General features: G+C 61.9%; 15 protein-coding genes. 11 read left to right on the top strand and 4 right to left on the bottom strand.

The genetic code is table 11. From position 1 onward, the window contains the following. The first annotated feature begins 1,230 nt into the window (after positions 1-1,230). Positions 1,231-1,941, top strand: coding sequence for a hypothetical protein (locus DDA93_RS09790; protein WP_165802609.1), 711 nt, complete (start codon positions 1,231-1,233; stop codon positions 1,939-1,941). An 868-nt stretch (positions 1,942-2,809) separates the two neighbouring features. On the opposite strand, the gene DDA93_RS17115 is transcribed toward DDA93_RS09790, so the two are convergent. Both DDA93_RS17115 and DDA93_RS09800 read right to left on the bottom strand, forming a co-directional pair. Continuing rightward, on the bottom strand, positions 2,810-3,046 hold the full coding sequence (locus tag DDA93_RS17115; RefSeq protein WP_347693413.1) for a hypothetical protein: 237 nt from the start codon (positions 3,044-3,046) through the stop codon (positions 2,810-2,812). Positions 3,047-3,225: 179 nt separating this feature from the next. Next, entirely contained in the window at positions 3,226-4,041 is an 816-nt protein-coding gene (locus tag DDA93_RS09800) for a saccharopine dehydrogenase NADP-binding domain-containing protein (protein WP_347693415.1), read from the bottom strand. Between the two features lie 312 nt (positions 4,042-4,353). On the opposite strand from DDA93_RS09800, the gene DDA93_RS09805 reads away from it, so the two are divergent. The 7 genes from DDA93_RS09805 (at position 4,354) to DDA93_RS09840 (ending at position 9,519) form a co-directional block, all read left to right on the top strand. Then, positions 4,354-4,683 carry a hypothetical protein gene (locus DDA93_RS09805; protein ID WP_133185485.1) on the top strand — a complete coding sequence of 110 codons (330 nt, stop codon included), beginning with the start codon at positions 4,354-4,356 and terminating at the stop codon, positions 4,681-4,683. Positions 4,684-4,735: 52 nt separating this feature from the next. After that, positions 4,736-5,206: a type II toxin-antitoxin system Phd/YefM family antitoxin gene (locus DDA93_RS17005; RefSeq protein WP_279325271.1), complete on the top strand. Its 471-nt coding sequence runs from the start codon at positions 4,736-4,738 to the stop codon at positions 5,204-5,206. Continuing rightward, the gene (locus DDA93_RS09820) at positions 5,203-5,487 is read left to right on the top strand and encodes a type II toxin-antitoxin system RelE/ParE family toxin (RefSeq protein ID WP_116778659.1); all 285 of its coding nucleotides are present in this window, start codon (positions 5,203-5,205) and stop codon (positions 5,485-5,487) included. The genes DDA93_RS17005 and DDA93_RS09820 overlap by 4 nt, the downstream gene beginning before the upstream one ends. Before the next feature lie 141 nt (positions 5,488-5,628). After that, positions 5,629-6,150: a DUF1877 domain-containing protein gene (locus tag DDA93_RS09825; RefSeq protein WP_116778660.1), complete on the top strand. Its 522-nt coding sequence runs from the start codon at positions 5,629-5,631 to the stop codon at positions 6,148-6,150. A 187-nt stretch (positions 6,151-6,337) separates the two neighbouring features. Further along, entirely contained in the window at positions 6,338-7,006 is a 669-nt protein-coding gene (locus DDA93_RS16780; RefSeq protein ID WP_243400580.1) for a hypothetical protein, read from the top strand. 263 nt (positions 7,007-7,269) lie between these two features. Further along, the gene (locus DDA93_RS09835) at positions 7,270-8,739 is read left to right on the top strand and encodes a glycosyltransferase (RefSeq protein WP_116778661.1); all 1,470 of its coding nucleotides are present in this window, start codon (positions 7,270-7,272) and stop codon (positions 8,737-8,739) included. Positions 8,740-8,814: 75 nt separating this feature from the next. Continuing rightward, on the top strand, positions 8,815-9,519 hold the full coding sequence (locus tag DDA93_RS09840; RefSeq protein WP_243400581.1) for a nucleoside/nucleotide kinase family protein: 705 nt from the start codon (positions 8,815-8,817) through the stop codon (positions 9,517-9,519). A gap of 23 nt (positions 9,520-9,542) precedes the next feature. Here DDA93_RS09840 and DDA93_RS09845 read toward each other — a convergent pair whose 3' ends face one another. Next, entirely contained in the window at positions 9,543-10,847 is a 1,305-nt protein-coding gene (locus DDA93_RS09845; protein WP_116778663.1) for a glycine cleavage T C-terminal barrel domain-containing protein, read from the bottom strand. Positions 10,848-10,953: 106 nt separating this feature from the next. Here DDA93_RS09845 and DDA93_RS09850 point away from each other — a divergent pair, with 106 nt between their 5' ends. Beyond that, the gene (locus DDA93_RS09850) at positions 10,954-11,817 is read left to right on the top strand and encodes a methylenetetrahydrofolate reductase (RefSeq protein ID WP_116778664.1); all 864 of its coding nucleotides are present in this window, start codon (positions 10,954-10,956) and stop codon (positions 11,815-11,817) included. Here DDA93_RS09850 and DDA93_RS09855 read toward each other — a convergent pair. Beyond that, entirely contained in the window at positions 11,810-12,589 is a 780-nt protein-coding gene (locus tag DDA93_RS09855; RefSeq protein ID WP_116778665.1) for an IclR family transcriptional regulator, read from the bottom strand. The two genes, DDA93_RS09850 and DDA93_RS09855, sit on opposite strands and share 8 nt — an antisense overlap. A 295-nt stretch (positions 12,590-12,884) precedes the next feature. On the opposite strand from DDA93_RS09855, the gene DDA93_RS09860 reads away from it, so the two are divergent. Then, complete coding sequence (locus DDA93_RS09860; RefSeq protein ID WP_116778666.1) at positions 12,885-15,401, top strand: FAD-dependent oxidoreductase; 2,517 nt, start codon at positions 12,885-12,887, stop codon at positions 15,399-15,401. A 106-nt stretch (positions 15,402-15,507) separates the two neighbouring features. Beyond that, positions 15,508-17,217, top strand: a complete 1,710-nt coding sequence (locus DDA93_RS09865) for a glycosyl hydrolase family 18 protein (RefSeq protein WP_116778667.1) — start codon at positions 15,508-15,510, stop codon at positions 17,215-17,217. Positions 17,218-17,220 lie beyond the last annotated feature (3 nt).

Here is a 17,220-nt window from a genome sequence, read left to right on the forward strand (position 1 = left end):
ATGTGCCGGAACGTGGTGTAGTTCCGCGACAACGTCTATACCCCTCGCATAATCCGTAGAAATGCCGCCCTCATGTGGGCGGCATTTTTCCGGTCGATCTGGGATTCTGCCTCACACGGCGCAGCCGCGCATTCTTATTTGGCCACAGACATCCCCTTAGGCCACGAGGTGATTTGCCCGGTTCGCCTGAAGATATGCGTATACCACGTTCACCGGTGCTGTCTACCGGGCGGAGTCCCTGAGTGTCTTGTATGTATTGGTGTGGTGCATACATTAGGTAACTGGAGCTGCGTATACACTCGCAGGATGTGTAAAAACTTGGGGCAGTTGTGAAAGCTTTTTTCTCTAAATTCTCAAAGGTTGACTGGGTATCGTTTGCGTCCTGCGTAGCTCTTTTCGCTCTGACTCTGATTCCAATCTTCTTTGATGTCAGCACAACCGGAGGGTGGCTACGCGCAGCTCTCATTTCGTTGGTAGCTCTTACGATTTCGACCGTTGTGCTTGCTCAAATAAGTGCGCGAGAGTCCGACAAGGTCCTGGCAGGCAATGTGAGGACACTTCAGTCCCTCGTTAGCAGCGCCGTCGACCAGAATGCGGTTCATGAGATCCCAGCCGGCCATATACGTCATGTGCTTGACGAGATGCTTGGTTCCTCAAAGGAATGGTACTTTCGCGGAGGCTCTGCGCGATGGCAACGAGAATGTGTCCTTCCGGGGCTCGCGCAAGTGACGGATAGGCCGGTCCAATACAAGGTACAGGTCATCTCGCCGTTTGAGAGTGATCTGTGCGACAAGTACGCGGTGTACAGGCGGAAAAGTCGTCCAGATGATGAGCGTGCAGATCCAGTGAGGATCCAGATGGAACTCTTGGCGTTCATATATGCTGCGGTCGTTTGGGCTTCGCGATCGAAAATCGTACCCCACATCACTCTGCTTCATCGATTCTCGCCATTCCGCTTAGATGGAAATTCGGAGAGTTTCCTTATCACTGTCGCCGATCCCAAGTGCAACGGCCTACGCACGAAAGCGGGAAACTGGTACCACGCGTCGCTTCTGGATGAGTTCGAGTTTGAAGCAGGTTATGCAACGCCCTTGACATTGCCAATGGAGGCCTCCGACGCCGAAGGAGTCGCGGATGTAAAGCAATTCTTCCAGCGGATCCGAGAGCTAAACCATGACGCTACAGTGAATTGGAAGGAGGATTACACGGATGAAGAGTGGGGAAAGATCTATGATTTCGCAGGAACAAGTAACGCCGAGTCTGCGGGAGCTATATGACTCCTATGTAGCAAACGATTTCTCGCGGATCTCAATTAAGAGCGTACTCTGCGCAATAGCTTTAGAATCAGCAGGCATGATCGATTTATGGAAGCATCCGCTTGGGTTTAACCACGCAGAACTCACACCGTTGGTGGGTGCACCCGCGGGCGAACGGTTTCGGCTGCACTTCTGGTTGGATGATCGCGGAGTCGTCGATGAACTTGGTGACCTTCATGAACACACATGGGATCTCACGAGCCTCGTGCTAGCGGGGTGCGTCATCGATTCGAATCTGGCTGCCTCACCAACGGTGGAAGGCGAATACCTAGGGTCAAGGATCACTTATGGTGCAAAAAATACAGCCGAGGAAGTAGGACGGTTCGACCTGAAGGTCACGAACGTGCGCACAATCCAAGCGGGCTCGGTCTATCAGATTCCAAGCCGAACGGTTCACCTGAATTCAGTTCGGTCTGTCCCTACTGTGACGCTCGTGCGCTCTGTCGAAGATGGTCGTGGCGACGGCCCCCTGGTACTCACGAAATATGCCAATGGTCAGGGCCTTGCCACAGAAATGCGAACCAAGTTACGGACATCGGAAGCGTTTGATCGATTGACGAAGGCACTTTCAGGACCAGATAACTTCACGATGCAAGCACAACCGAACGCCGGCATTGAGCGCTGACCGTCAGCCGGGCAGTTCTCTTTGGCTGTGTTCCCCAGCGATCCTCTGAGCGCTCTTACTTCCCCCACATGACGTCAAGCCGCCCATAGTCGAACTCGGAACTGGCTCTTCGCGTACGAGGGTGTAGCGCAGGTTTGAATCAGCCTGATTCGAACAGGCGGCGCGCGATGAAGTGGGTGCGGTCGCGGAATCCGGGGGGCTGAGCCTCGCAACCGGGTTGGCGTACTGTGTGAAGGTCGTGCATCGGCGTCGGTGAGGGTGACGACGGCGTGTATCAAGTGAGTCAGCCGTGAGAGGCGCTTACGCCGATGCGGTAGCAAATCGGTGTGCTCGGCGCACCGGGCGCCTGTTGGAGCGACTACCGCTCCTGCCGCATTCGGCGCGCGCCGCTTAGGGATGCTGGTAGAGACTTGGGTCCCGGCCAGCAGTGGCTGACCGGAGAAGGGTCGACCACGAAGCCAGGGTTCAACGGCTTGCCCAAACGTTGCTCGGCTACGGAAGGTGGTGGAGTTCCGTTTCAACGTTTAGTATTCGCCTCTCACCACGGACCAAGTCGCTTCAGGGGGGACCCGGGCTACGGGTCCGAATAGGGAGCTACCGCATCCTCTACACCGTCGACGACGTCCTTGTCGTTGCCGTGATCACATGTCTCTAAGACTCAGGCTCAGCTCGATTCCACCGATCAACTATCTTTCAGTCCGAAATGACGCGGCCGGGTCAGTAACCTGGCGAGGCACTTTGTATTTATGAATAAGACGTTGTAAAGCCGCTTATCTGCCTGCGGACATGGCTTCTGCCTTCCGTCCTGCGAAGTAGGCCTCTCACTCCTCTTTGGACATTGAGCACGACCAGTGCACCACTTCCTGCCTCAGGTGAGGGAAATGACCTCGTAGGTATGGCCTGCGGCGCGCAGCCGCTCAACCAGAACGTCGCCGAAGGCGGTCGCCGGGGTCAGCGATCCTGCGGCGGGCGGCAGACGGTCGCCGTCCAAGGCAAGTAAGAGCGCTACCTCCCCGGCCATCACGGCGGTGGCAGCGTATCCAGGGTCGCCGGGCCCGGCTGCGACGGCCCGGTACCGCCGGCCGCTCTCCGTGGAAGCAGTCACCTGAGAATGGAACCAACCTGAGCGCCGCGCGGCCTCGCTCGGGCCCGCACCAGGCGACGGAAGGACGCGGTCCAGTAGTTTCCTCGTGAAAGGTAGGGCCAGTGCGGCTCCGAACAGCCGTATGCCAAGCGCCGTCGCTCCGGCGATGACGGCGCCGACGGGCCCCCGCCCCATACCCATCACTTCGCCGTACCGCAGGGACCTACCGTAGGCCCAACCCTGCAGGGCATTGCTGCGACGTACGATCCGCGTATTCGCCGACGCATGATGAAGGGCGCGGCCCACAGGCCGTCCTCCGACCGGCCGACCCACCCCAGATCCGGCGGCTGCCGGTTCGAGGGCTCCGCCGTCCGGTCCGGACTGAGGCAGTAGGGATCGCCCGCGAGCGATCGCAGCACAGGGTCCGCCCGCATACCGTCGAGCTGCCCACGCATGGAGTCGATGGTGCCGCCGCTAAAGCCGCCCTTCGCCCTGGCGACGAGTTGCACCTCGGTCAGTCCGCCCGCACCATCGGCCTCCGCGGCCTGGTGCAGGAGGAGCACCGCGAGGTCGGACGGGACGGAGTCGTAGCCGCACGCATGGATGATCCGTGCACCTGTAGTCCTTGCCAGGGCGTCCCAACGGTCGATGGCTTCACGGACGAAGGACACCTCGCCCGTCAGGTCCCCGTAATGGGTGCCGGCACGGGCGCACGCCTCGACAACCGGCAGCCCGTACTTCGCGTAGGGACCAACCGTGGTGAAGAGAACCCTGGTGCCAGCGGCCAGCGCCGCGAGCGAGTCAGGGCTCCCCGAATCCGCCTCAATGAGGGACCAGTCCTGTGCGGCGACGGGCAGCCTGGACCGTACGGCCTCGAGCTTCACCCTCGATCTCCCTGCGAGTCCCACGCGCAGGTCCGGTGGAGCGTGGTCCGCAAGATATCCTGCGATCAGTTCACCGACGAAGCCGGTCGCACCGAAGAGGACGATGTCGTGATCGCGCGCTAGGGCCTCCATGCTTGCAGTCTTCCACAGCAGAGGCCGAACCGGCACCGGGAAGCGCCTTCCTCCTGTAGTTGAAGCGCCCCGTCACCTCGAAACCAGATCACAGATCGTCACTGGATCCCGAGGGGCGACGCCCTGACCAGTCAGCGGTAAGCGTGAAGCCAGCGACGCGGACCGATCCACCCCTCGGCCTTGGTTCTGTGGTACTGATTGTTACTCCGGCCGGCTCCAGCACCCGGGAGCAGGAGGGAGCATCGGCGGGCCTTCACCTTGCCTGGAAGCTCTGCCGCCGGCGGGGACTTTTGGCCCTGTCCGGTGAAGAGGATGCAAGAGAGCCTGTTGTCTCCGGACCGCGTCGGATCATCGAACGCCATAAAAAGCGTTCTTCGACGCGGAAGCGAGGAGGCAGATCAACATGCGGGCGAAATCGCCATGGGACTGCTGATTTTCAGTCGCGGCCGATCCGTCAAAGTGGGTCTGGCCGGTGCCATCGCCTTCTTGAATGCTGATACACCGTTGGGAATCTGGACGCTGCCCAATCTTGTGCTTGCTGGTGGCCTGGCATGGCTGCTGAAGGAGGAGTACCCGACGAGCGTGTGGCATTCACTTCGTTCACCCTCGCATCACAAAGTCATTCAAGGAACAGTTTCGTGAAGCTGGCGAAGGAGGAGCTCACCGTTGCCCTTGAGGATATCGGGGGCACGTCATGGTGGGCGAGCATCCTGAGAACACTCGGGTCCCAATCCGGAAGCACTCATCTGCGGTTCGTGGGTCAAGTCGACGGAAAGACTCGTTACAAGAGCTCGACGTTCCCTTCAGCAAGGTCGGTCCCCCCGGTGTCACCACAGGAGAGCTGGTCCCCGGGAATGGACGCAGCACTGGCCCTCAGGCCTGGGAAGGGACGATATCCGCGCGTTGGAATGACGGTTCTAACCGCGGCAGCGTCGCAGATGCGCGCAACCATCTTTCCGACGTCATTGCCCGTTCGAAGAGCGAAGCTGTGTTCATCGAGCGTCGCGGTCAGCGCGCCGCCGTGATCGTTAGCCCCGAGCAGTATGAGCGGATGCTGGATGCGCTCGAAGATGCCGAAGATGTTGTTGCGTTCGACGAGGCAATAGCTGAGGAAGGTCCCAATATTCCCTGGGCTCAGGTAAAGGCAGATTTAGGCTGGACGTGAGCTACCAAATCGAGCTGCGCCCTGCTGCAGTTCGTGCTTTGAGGCGCATCGATCATCAGGATCGCGACCGCATTCGTGGGGCGATTGCGCTTCTTGGGGAGGATCCGCGGCCGCCAGTGGCCAAGTCGCTTCAGGGGCGGCCTGGGCTCCGAGTGAGGGTAGGGAACTACCGCATCATTTACACCGTCGACGACAACGTTCTTGTCGTTGCCGTGATCACGGTCGGCCACCGCCGCGACGTCTACGGTCCCCGAGCGCAGCAAGTGGATCCTCTTCTGTGATTGTCGCGTGGGGGATCGAGATCTCTTATTCCGTGTCGGAATGTCGCACCGTTACCGTACAGGACTGCCCAAGGGGTGGGGTTATCCACATATAGCCAATGCCAGCGAGTGAAAGTGTCTTGATGGGCTCAGAATCGTCGTATGGGTATTAGATACTACGCATACGCGTTCGATAGCGAGCAGACCGAGAGGGCGCTCAGCGACCCACTCACCGTGATCGGATCCGACCCGCTCGCAGACGTTCTGGGCCTCGAAGAGGGCTTCACGCAGGGTTCCACAGATTTTCGGCGATCCGTCCCCGAGCGCGACCTTCTTTACCTTGATAAGGCGTGGTCGTGTCTGCAGCGGCTCACCGCTCCGCCCGTTGCAGGTGATAGTGCCAGACCGGCCTATCGCATGTTTGAAGGACACGTGACCTACCTCGACAATGGTTTCACCTGGCGCCCATGGCTGCGCGCCATCCCACCGGACGAGGTTGAACTAGTCGCCCGGGATGTGGAGATGATTGGTGACCACGACATCGAAGCGGGTTTGGAGGGGGTCCACTCGTCCCAGATGCTGAAGTCCGAGGTTGCCTATGCAACCGAGTTCCTTCATCGAGCCAGAAACTTCGTCCAGGCTGTGGCATCGGAGGGGCGTGGATTCGCCTACATGATTGGGTGACCTACTGTTTACCTGAGTTTCAGACAAGCAGTATGGGAGGTCGCTGGCCGTCGCATTACTGGCTGCTGGCGCCCATGGGGGATTCGTTGCCGAAGCAGGACCAAAGTCTCTGTTCCGACGAAACCCTTAGCCGTAGCTTCAAGAGTGCGGTCCTGCGATGGGGCGATGCCGCATCCAAGGAGGCATCATGACCAGGCTTTCAGCATTCGGGGTTCTCGCACTCTCCGGTCTCATCGTGCTCACGGGTTGTTTCGGCCCACCGGTCGCCGTCCCGACGAGCGACCCCGCCGATCCAACCCCGACAGTAAGCTCGTCCGTGACGACGGCTAGCCCGCCTGCGCCGGGCACTCCGTCGGCCGCCCCTACCTCCACCGCTGCTGTACCGCCGTCCTCCACCCCCGCGAGCCCGTCCGAGACGGCGGAACCAACGCCCGCCGGACTTCCGGAGCAGGTTGCTCCGCTGACCATCTACTATGTCGCTGTCGATGACAACGGTGTTTCAGGCCCTTTGATCGGCTGCGGTGACAGCCTCATCGCTACGACCACGGCCCCCGTACGATTCACGGACCAGGTGGGTCCCAGCATGGAGACCCTGCTCGCAAACAAGAGTCGCGATGTCGGTATGTCGGGGCTCGTGAACGTCCTGTACCAGTCGAGTCTCACGTACGTCGGCGGCGAGTTGAACGGCAACACCATCACGATCTGGCTCACCGGGCAGTTCATGCTCGGGGGTGTCTGCGACATACCGCGCGCTAAGGCGCAGCTCGAATACACGGCCATGGCCGCTGCCGGTGCCACTAGTGCCCGGGTGTTCGTCAACAACCGCCTGATTGATGAGGTGCTCAGTCTCAGGTAGGGCACGGGCACGGGATCGCCGGTTGCCGTGGCGCAAGTCGTCTTTGGTTGGTGAGGCGTGGAGTTCGAGCCGAGGGAACTGACTACGGCGCGGTCTGGGACATGATGATCGTCAATCTGCCAGCGATTAGCCGACAGGTTCAGTCGCTCGCAGCAAAGTGAGACCGCGAGCGTCCCGCCAGGAAAGTAGCGGGGCTCGCCGGGGAAAGGGCCGAGCACGATTGGACGCTCATTCCTCAGGGTGAGGACTGCTAGCCTCACTTCATGCGCAAGACACCGGCACGGGGGTCCCACACCGACGGAGGGGAACGCGTTCTGATCCTGTCCGCAGGGGTCGGAGCGGGTCACAACAGCGCCGCGGCGGCGATACAGCAGGAGTGCGCTGGGCGCGCCGACATCGCCGAGGTACAGGTTTTGGACGTGCTCCAGGTGAGTAGCGTGCTCTACCGCGCCTTGCTGGGGAAAGGCTACTTCGTGCTGGTCGAGGGCTTGCCCTGGCTGGTGGATTGGGGTTATGACCTGAGCGACCGGCCATTCCGGCGCCGCGGTCCAATCGACCCGTGGACACGGGCGAACGCTGTCCCTGTGATCGGTGAGATCAAACGGTTCCGGCCGACCGCTATCGTGTGCACGCATTTCCTGCCGGCCCAGCTCCTGGCGTCGCTGCTCCTTCGCGGTGTGACTGACGCGAGGACCGCCGTCGTAACCACGGACTACGACTTCCAGGGTTTGTGGCTTCCCGGCGCATTCCACTCGCTGTTCGTGGCCAGGGAAGAGGCAAGAGTTGAGCTGATGGCGCTCGGCCTCCCTCCCGACCGCGTCGCAGCCACAGGCATCCCGATCGCCAAACAAATTGATGGTGCGTCCGAGCCCACCCGCGATACCAATGAGCCTCCTATGCTGCTGATCTCGGCGGGCGCCACCGGCGGCGACTATGCGGTCTCGGTGGTGCGGCAAACGATGCACATGCGCTCGTCGTTCACAGCTACGATCATCTGCGGACGCAACGATGCGCTGCGGCATCGCATCGAACAACTGGTGGCTCCCGCTGGCGACCGTTACCGCGTGCTCGGATTCACGGAGGAAATGCCGGAACTGCTGCGCCGCGCCGACCTGTTCGTGGGCAAGCCCGGCGGGCTGTCGGCGTCGGAATGCATGGCTGCAGGGCTGCCCATGGTGCTGGTGAACCCCATCCCGGGGCAGGAGGTTCGCAACGGGGACTACCTGATGGAGCAGGGGGCAGCTGTGCGCTGCAACACCGCCGCGACGATCGGCTGGAAGATCGACGAGGTGCTCCGAGAGCCGGGCCGGCTGCAGCGGATGCAGGCGGCGGCGCGGAAAATCGGCCGCCCTGACGCCGCCGCGGACGTGCTGACCGGCCTGCTGGAAGGGCCGTCACGTCCGCTGATCGTCACCCGCGCAGCGCAGAAGACTATTCTCGCCGCGAGCGAGCAGCGCGTCGTCGCCACCGATCTGTCCGGGCCATCCGCGCTGGTCCGGCTTGTCGACTCGACTGCGGGAAGCGCGGTCGCGCTGCTGCAAGCCGAGGAGCTGGACGATCTACAGAAGCGGTACGGGACTGAGAGTGGGGGTTTGGTACTGCGGCGCGGCAAAGCGCCGCCGTGGCCCAAATGGGAGGTGCGGCGGTTGCTCCGCGCACTGCTGCGGGGCGACAAGGCACTACCGGTCCGCGTCGAAGGGCCGTCAGCATCCCCTGCCGTCCTTCCCGAGTGACTCTGGATACGGCAGCCAAGGTTCCCGCGATCCATCGCGAATCTCTGGGAGCCCGCACCTGGTTCGAGCAACTCCATGATTAGCAGTACCGACCTTGAGGATGGTGAAGCGATGTCAATCGACGCGGTTATGCCCCGGACGATGACTTACGAGGATCTGGAACTCCGGGCCCGGGCCCTGGCGGGCAGCGGGAAGAGAAGCATCCTCGGTATTGCGGGAGCGCCGGGGGCTGGTAAGTCGACGCTCGCGGAGCGACTGGTAGCGAGCCTAGGACCCGGCGTCGCAGTCCTCGTTTCAATGGACGGCTTCCACTATGCGAACCGGGTTCTGGAGGACCTCGGTCGTTGCTCCAGAAAGGGTGCCATCGACACCTTCGACGACGGCGGCTATTCCGCTCTTCTGGAGCGCCTGCATACGCAAACCGGCGACTCCGAGCCTTACATCTACGCTCCGGAGTTTCGCCGGGAACTGGAAGAACCCATCGGCTCGGCGATTCCTGTGCACTATGACGTGCCCCTGGTCGTCACCGAAGGCAATTATTTGCTCCAGCCCACCGGGCATTGGCCCCGCGCGCGTTCCGTGATGGAAGACACCTGGTACCTCGCCCCGCCGGAAGAGGTACGACACCAGCAACTGATCAAACGCCATGAGCTATTCGGGAAGACTCATGATGAGGCCAGGGCGTGGGCCAGGGGGACCGATGAAGTTAATGAACGCCTGATCGCACAAAGCGCGAAAAATGCGCATCTCGTCGTGCGTCTGGATTCGACGACTGGCTAGTTCAGCTCCGGCTGTCCTCGCCCTTAGACGGCAGCGTCCATCCCGCGGATCTTCAACCGCTCGCGCTGGTTGGGGTTCACCGACTCGCGGAACGGCATCTCGACCACCTCGGCGGTGACCGGCTTTCCGGGCTCCGAGGCATAGGAATCGGGCAGGTGTACCCACAACTCGGTGCCGAGCGCAGTGAGATCAATAGGGACAAATCCCATCGCAATGTTGACGCCGAGTTCGGGGGAATACCAGGGCGAGGTGACGTAGCCAATCGGATCGCCGTCCTGTGCTGCGCTGATCAACCAGAAATCGGGCGCATAGTCGTCGATCGGCTGACCACCGAGCCTCATGCCTACGAGGGTGTGGGTATACGGGGGTGAGCCGGCTTCCAAGGCGTCACGGGCCGCCTCCAGTGCTTCTTTCCCGATGTAGTCCGTGGTCTTCTGTCGGGGAATCTGATAGCCCAGATTCACCTGAAACGGCAACGTCTCGGCATCCATATCCTGACCCCAGGACAGAATTCCCGCTGCAATCCGTCGGTGGTGTGCCGGAGCAACCACCATGAGGTTGTGGGGTTCGCCTGCCTCCAGAACGGCATTCCACAGTTGTTCCGCGTGCAGGGTTGCATCGCGGAGATAGATTTCGTACCCCTTCTCCCCGGTGAAGCCGGTCTGCGAAACAATGACCTCACAACCGCCAACCGACGAGGACAGTAACCCGTAGGAGGGAATTTCTGCGGCTGCCGGCCCAATCAGGTCCACCATAAGGTCAACAGATTTGGGTCCCTGGATTTGCACCGGTGAAACGTCGATTTCCCCGATACTCACGTTGAAGCGCTTGCCTACATTGACCCCCTGAAGCCATAGCCACAGGTCGGAATCGGAGAGACTGAACCAGAACTCGTCGTCGGCAACGCGGAGCAACACCGGGTCGTTGAGGATTCCACCGGCTTCGTTGCACAGGATGACGTACCGCGCCCTCATCGGGGGAATTTTCTTGGCATCGCGTGTGATGACGAAGTCCACAAAGGCCTCCGCGTCCGGGCCCTTGACCTGGATCTGCCGCTCCACCGCAACATTCCACATGGTGACGTGGTTGACCAGCGCCTCATACTCGGCCATCATTCCGCCGTCTTCGGGACGAATGTAGCCTCTCGGGTGGTACATCCGGTTGTAGACCTGCGCACGCCAGCAGCCTGCTTCATAGGAAAGCTGCCAATACGGTGATTTGCGGACCCGGGTGTCGATCTGCAACTCCACCGGCGTCGGGCCCGATTGGCGGAGATTGATCGGAACTGTTCTGTCACGTTGGTCAACTGATGGGACGTTGTGATGCATGGTGAACTCCCTATCGACCAGCCCGGGGGAATTGCAAACCAAGGCAGTCGGCGTAGTCTCATAAGATGGAACTTCAGTCCCACATGATGAGTGTAGGATGACCCCGATGTGGCGTGCAAGGGATTTCGCGAAGCCTTCTTATCGCAGGCTGCTTGAGACCGCCCGGTATGAAATCCTGCCTACCGCAGCCATTGCGGATGAGGTGATGGCGAATCTGCCTGTTGGCCGTCGGCTGACCATCACGGCATCGGCCGGAAAAGGGCTGGCGGCGACCCTGGCGGTGACCGAAACCCTCAGCCGCGCCGGGTACCAGACCATTCCTCACGTTGCTGCACGAATGGTTCAGGGTCGGCAACACCTGGAGGAGATCATCGAACAGTTGGTGGCTGCCGGCGTCGACAGCGTTTTCATCCCGGCAGGGGATGCGCGGCCGGACAAGGACAGTTACGCGGGTTCGCTCGAATTACTGCGAGACCTCACTGCACTGGGACGGCCCTTCCGATCGGTGGGAGTCGCAGGCTATCCCGAGTCCCATCCGGTCATCGCCGACGACGTCACCATTCAAGCGATGTGGGACAAGCGCAATCACGCCACCAATGTAGTGAGCAACCTGTGCCTGGACCCTGCGGTTATCGCTGCCTGGATTGAACGCGTGCGGAAGCGTGGCGTCCTCATGCCGCTGTGGATTGGCATGCCTGGGCCGGTTGAGCGTTCGAAACTGCTGTCCGTGGCCACCAGGATCGGGGTGGGGGAGTCCACTCGGTTCCTTGCCAAGAACACGTCGCTCTTTGCACGCCTAGCAGCGCCCGGCGGCTACAGTCCGGAGCGATTCCTTGACCGTCTTGCGCCTGCCTTGGTGAAACCCGAGTCCAGAGTCGAGGGGCTGCACATCTACACCTTTAATCAGGTGCGCCAGGCCGAAGAATGGCGGCGGAACCTCATCGGGCGCCTCGGAGGTTCCGTCAGCTGAGTGCGCCGGGGTCAGGAGCAGTTGCTTCCTTGCGTGCACGCCGCCCCAGGATCCGCGAAAGCAAACCGGCCTCGGCGACCAGTAGAGCGCCAATCTCCTGATGGGACTGCTCCAGCCTGAAGGCCGGACCTGATACCCCGATCGCTGCCAGAACCCTTCCATGGCTGTCGCTGACGGGTGCGGCAAGTGCGTCCAGTCCCTCCTCAAGCTCGCTTCGGGTCAGCGAATAGCCCCGTTCCCGGACCCTGGTGAGCTCGCCTTCGAGGGCTGCGACATTCCGCACTGTGTTGGGCGTCCTCTGCTCAAGTGGGTCCTTGGGCAGGCGGAGCGCCCCGAAGGCATACAGCACTTTGCCGAGTGCGGAGCAGTGCGGGGGCAGATTTACTCCCACCCAATTGGTCGTGCCAAGAATGTAGGTGGTGTCGGTCTGGGCTACGTGGACTACCGTGTCCCCGCGAGGGACACCGAGAGTCACGGATTCGCCGGTCTCCTCGGCGATTCGCTCAAGCATTGGTTGTGCGGCGGTGGCCAGCGACTCGACGCGGTCAAACCGGTGGGCGTAATGGGTGAACAGTGCGCCGCCCAGGAAGCGCCCATCATGGTTGCGTTCCAGCATCCCGTTGCGTTCAAGTGCCTGAAGCAGTCGTGAAACGGTGGACCGTGCCAACCCAGTCTGGTCCACCAGCTCGGTGAAGGAGATCGGATCGTCGGCGCGGACCACCAGGGAGAGCAGCAGCGCGGCGCGGTCGATGGATTGAGAACCGTTCGCCACGTGCTGCCTCCTTTATTTACTTGCTGCAATTCTTCTCCGGTCCGCCCGAAAATTGTCCCCGACGGCCGGTCCAGACTCTACCAGCGGGGGCTTTCAGCTCGGGCGCCGGGCAGTGGATGTGCCGTTCCGGATCCGCGATATGACGATGCACCGCTTGCGGAATTGGGGCGAACTCTTGACACCCGGATTCCCGACAAGGATTCTGAGAGGGCTTCGTGCGGAAGCAGGCGCGGCGGACGACGGCGAACCGCGGGTTGCAGGGAACGCGGACACCCCGGCGATGGAGGAGCAGAATATGAGTACCATTCCAACCCGGGCGCAGGCAGTGGTTATTGGTGCCGGCATTGTCGGTAACTCCCTGGTGCACCACCTCGCGCGGCTGGGCTGGCGGGATATTGTGCAGATCGACAAGGGGCCTCTCCCTAACCCCGGCGGGTCCACCGGTCACGCATCAAATTTCATCTTCCCCGTTAACCACCCCCGGGGTGTTACCGACCTCATCCTGGACAGCGTCCGCCAGTACAAGGACATGGGCGTGTTTACTACCTCCGGCGGGTTCGAGGTGGCACGCACGGAGGGGCGGATGGAGGAGTTGCGCCGGCGGATGTCCTCAGCGAAGGCCTGGGGTATTGATTCCGAACTTGTCACACCAGGGCAGATTCACGAGAAGGTGCCCTTCATTGATCCGTCGGTGCTGGTGGGCGGTTTCTGGACCCCCTCGGCTGGCGTTGTTGATTCGGTGCGTGCCGGCGAAATCATGCGCGAGCAGGCGTTGGAACTTGGGGCGCTGCAAGTCGTTTCCGGGGTCGAGGTGATCGGTCTCGACGTCGAGGATGGCCAGATTCGTCGCGTCAGGACAACCGGGGGAGATATTGAGGCCGCTACTGTCGTCATCGCATGTGGGGTGTGGAGTCCGCGAATCGCTGCGATGGCTGGGGCGTCCATCCCGCTGACGCCTGCCGTGCACCAGCTCATCAAGGTGGGTCCGGTGCCTCGGTTCGCTGCTACACCAGGGCAAATCTCGTTCCCCATCATCCGGGACATGGATACGTTCTGCTACGAACGCCAGCACGGTTCCGACATGGAGGTCGGTTCCTATGCACACCGTCCCATACTGCTCGATGCCGATGGGATCCCATCGATTGACGAGGCGGATCTCTCACCCACCGAAATGCCGTTTACCGCGGAAGATTTTGAGCCGCAGCTGAAGCAGGCCAGGGAGTTGATGCCTGAGATTCTGGGTAATCCGGATGTCAAGATCAATTACGCGATCAACGGGCTGCTCTCACTTACCGCCGATGGCGGGCAGGTGCTGGGGCAGACACCGGAGGTTGCGGGCCTTTGGTCTGCGGCCGCGGTGTGGATCAGGGAAGGTCCGGCCGTTGGTCGCCTGTTAGCTGAGTGGATGACTCACGGGAACCCCGGAATTGACCTCCACCATGCCGACGTCGCGCGATTTTACCCACACCAGCGAACCGGTGAGCATGTGAGGGCACGCGCAGCGGAGGGGTTCAACAAGACCTATGGGATTGTGCATCCCGGTGAGCAGTGGGGCAGCAACCGCAACCTACGGCTGGCTCCGATGCACTCCAGCCAGCGTGCACTTGGTGCGGCATTCTTCGAGGCCGCCGGCTGGGAAAGACCCATGTGGTACAACTCCAACGAGGCCTTGTTGGGTGACTATGGTGATGCCGTGATGCCGAGGGAAGTTGAGTGGGACAGCCGGTGGTGGTCGCCCATCATCAACGCCGAGCACCTTGCGATGCGTGAGCGTGCGGGCGTCGTTGACCTGTCGGCGTTCGCGATTTTCGACGTCGTTGGTCCGGGCGCGCTCGCGGCAGTGCAGCGCACGGTCGTGGCGCAGGCCGACGTCGGGATTGGTCGCGTCATCTACACACCCGTGCTTGATTCCCGCGGCGGTATCCGTGCCGACCTCACGGTGATGCGACTCGGCGATGGTCACTTCCGTGTGGTTACCGGCGGGCTGACAGGCAATATCGACCGCAGGCGGTTCCAGGATCACCTGCCAGCCAATGGCAGCGCCCAGCTTGTCGACCAAACATCGGCCTATACAACGGTGGGACTTTGGGGGCCGCGTGCACGCGACATTCTTGGGGCGCTCACGGATCACGACATTTCCCATGAGGGCTTCCGGTTCAGCTCCTGCCGTGACATCGAGGTTGGCCCGCTCTCCGTGCTCGCGTCCCGAATCTCCTACGTTGGCGAGCTGGGATGGGAACTCTACGTACCCATGGAGCAGGGCACGCGACTGTGGGACCTGATCCGCTCGGCGGGGGCACCACACGGCCTTGTTCCGGTGGGAATCGGTGTCTATGGAGGCACCGGACGGATCGAAAAGAGCTACCGGGCGCACGGCGCCGAACTGGACTCCGAACGCACCCTGGTCGAGGCCGGACTGATGCGGCGCCGCGTCAAGGATGCCGAGTTTACCGGCCGTGCCGCGTACCTTGCACAACGCGCTGGGGACCCCGCAGCCGTGCTCTGTTCCCTGACAGTGGACGACCACGTTTCTCCCAACGGGCGGCGCCGATACATGCTTGGCGGTGAACCAATCGTTGAGCGGGACGGCGCACCGCTAGTCGACGGGCACGGGCGGCGCTCATACGTCACCTCAGCGGGGTCCGCTCCCTCTCTGGGAAAGCATGTGCTGATGAGCTATCTTCCACCCGCCCTCGCAGTGGTTGGCACCGAGTTGGCCGTTGACTACATGGAAGACCGGTATCCCGTCACGGTGGCGGCGACCAATGCCACCCCTCTGTTCGACCCGGAAAACAAGCGGATCAGGGGGTAGCGACCCGGCAGCTGCTTGCATACCGGGTCCACCCGCGGCACGCTTCATGCCGTAATCTAGAGAAGCCGCTGCCTGCCGGTGTTGGTCTCATATGCCGGAGGAACGAATGAAACGCGTGCGTCCGCGCCGATCCCAGCGGATTGTCGCTTTGGCCGTCGTCGCCCTCCTAGGAATCAGCGGCATTGCCGCCTGTTCCTTCGGGGACACCTCGAAGGGAAGCGGTTCCGATGACGCCGCTACCACTCCTGCCCGCATCAATGGTTACCGAAGCGTCGGCTATTTCCCCCAGTGGGGAGTCTATGGGCGACAATTCCCCATGAAGGCCCTTCAGGACTCTGGAGCCGCCGGAAACCTGAGTCACATCAACTACGCCTTCGGGAACATCCACCACGAGACGCTGACTTGCTTCGAAGCGAACAAGGCTCAGGGAAGCGGTCCGGACGGTTCTGACGGCGCCTCCGACGCGTGGGCGGACTACGGCATGGCCTACGACGCGGCTGGCTCCATTGCCGGGATCGGTGACACAGCAGAGCAACCGCTGGCCGGATCCTTCAATCAGCTCCGGCAGCTGAAGGCAGCCAACCCGGGGCTGCGTGCGGTGATCTCACTCGGTGGCTGGACCTGGTCGAAGAACTTCTCCCGCGCTGCGGCGACCGACGAATCCCGCAAGGCGCTGGTCGCCTCCTGCATCGACCTCTACATCAAGGGCAACCTCCCGATGATCGAGGGCAGGGGAGGGGACGGTGCTGCGGCCGGCATCTTCGACGGCATCGACATCGACTGGGAATGGCCGGGTACCGATAAAGGGCTAGAGGGTAACGGTGTGGACACCGAAAACGACGCCGAGAACTTCCGGCTGCTGCTGCAGGAATTCCGGGAGCAACTCGATGCCCATGGGGTTAACACGGGTGCCTCCTATTCCCTGAGCGCCTTCCTGCCAGCAAATCCGGAGGTTATCGAGGCCGGTGGCTGGAACGACCCCGAACTCTTTGAATACCTCGACTTCGGAAATATCCAGGGCTACGACCTGTGGGGAACGTGGGAACCGGGCCTCACCGGCCACCAGGGAAACCTTTTCGACGATCCGGAAGATCCACGCCCAGACGGCGAGCGTTTCTCGGTGGACCGGACCGTCAGTGCCTATCTCGACGCCGGAATCGACCCCGCCCAACTCGGTCTCGGGCTCGCCGCGTTCGGCAGGGGCTGGATGGGTGCTGACTCGGCGGAGCCTTGGGGCGAAGCCACCGGACCCGCGCCGGGCGGCGAAGAACCGGGCCTTGAGGATTACGACGAGCTGCGAGAGGTCGGTGAGGAATTCACCGACACGACACTCGGCGCGGCCTGGCGGTTCGACGGCGACAAATGGTGGAGCTACGACAACCCCGAAACCGTGCGTCTCAAGAGTGACTACATTCTGGAGAAGGGGCTCGGCGGTGGCATGTGGTGGGACCTGGCAGGCAACCGGGACGGTTCGCTCCTGACCGTACTTTCCGATCAGCTGCGCGAAGCCTCACGAGGCCCGGCACGTGACAGGGTGATGCCCGAGACCACGGTGCAGCCACCCAGTCCGCCAACCATCACCCCCGGCACAACCACCCCGGGTGCAACGACGGCGGACGCCCCACCGGCAGCCGACCCCTCGCTGTCGGCCCAGGAGGCTGCCGACGCCGAACCCGTGGCCTGGGAAGAAGACATGGTTTACACCGAGGGCCGCCGGGTGATCTTCGAGGGCGAGATGTACCGGACGCAGTGGTGGACCAGGGGTGATGTTCCCGGCGCCGAGCAATGGGGGCCGTGGCGGCCGGTGGGTGACTGACCG

The sequence above is a fragment of the Arthrobacter sp. Bz4 genome (assembly GCF_003075455.1).
Classification (GTDB): Bacteria; Actinomycetota; Actinomycetes; order Actinomycetales; family Micrococcaceae; genus Arthrobacter_D.

Bases quoted from the DNA above. Each gene is read 5' to 3' on its own strand.
- DDA93_RS09790 (WP_165802609.1), top strand. From the start codon at position 1,231: ATGATTTCGCAGGAACAAGTAACGCCGAGTCTGCGGGAGCTATATGAC.
- DDA93_RS09800 (WP_347693415.1), bottom strand. From the start codon at position 4,041: ATGGAGGCCCTAGCGCGCGATCACGACATCGTCCTCTTCGGTGCGACC.
- DDA93_RS09805 (WP_133185485.1), top strand. From the start codon at position 4,354: ATGCAAGAGAGCCTGTTGTCTCCGGACCGCGTCGGATCATCGAACGCC.
- DDA93_RS17005 (WP_279325271.1), top strand. From the start codon at position 4,736: ATGGTGGGCGAGCATCCTGAGAACACTCGGGTCCCAATCCGGAAGCAC.
- DDA93_RS09825 (WP_116778660.1), top strand. From the start codon at position 5,629: ATGGGTATTAGATACTACGCATACGCGTTCGATAGCGAGCAGACCGAG.
- DDA93_RS16780 (WP_243400580.1), top strand. From the start codon at position 6,338: ATGACCAGGCTTTCAGCATTCGGGGTTCTCGCACTCTCCGGTCTCATC.
- DDA93_RS09835 (WP_116778661.1), top strand. From the start codon at position 7,270: ATGCGCAAGACACCGGCACGGGGGTCCCACACCGACGGAGGGGAACGC.
- DDA93_RS09840 (WP_243400581.1), top strand. From the start codon at position 8,815: ATGATTAGCAGTACCGACCTTGAGGATGGTGAAGCGATGTCAATCGAC.
- DDA93_RS09845 (WP_116778663.1), bottom strand. From the start codon at position 10,847: ATGCATCACAACGTCCCATCAGTTGACCAACGTGACAGAACAGTTCCG.
- DDA93_RS09850 (WP_116778664.1), top strand. From the start codon at position 10,954: ATGTGGCGTGCAAGGGATTTCGCGAAGCCTTCTTATCGCAGGCTGCTT.
- DDA93_RS09860 (WP_116778666.1), top strand. From the start codon at position 12,885: ATGAGTACCATTCCAACCCGGGCGCAGGCAGTGGTTATTGGTGCCGGC.
- DDA93_RS09865 (WP_116778667.1), top strand. From the start codon at position 15,508: ATGAAACGCGTGCGTCCGCGCCGATCCCAGCGGATTGTCGCTTTGGCC.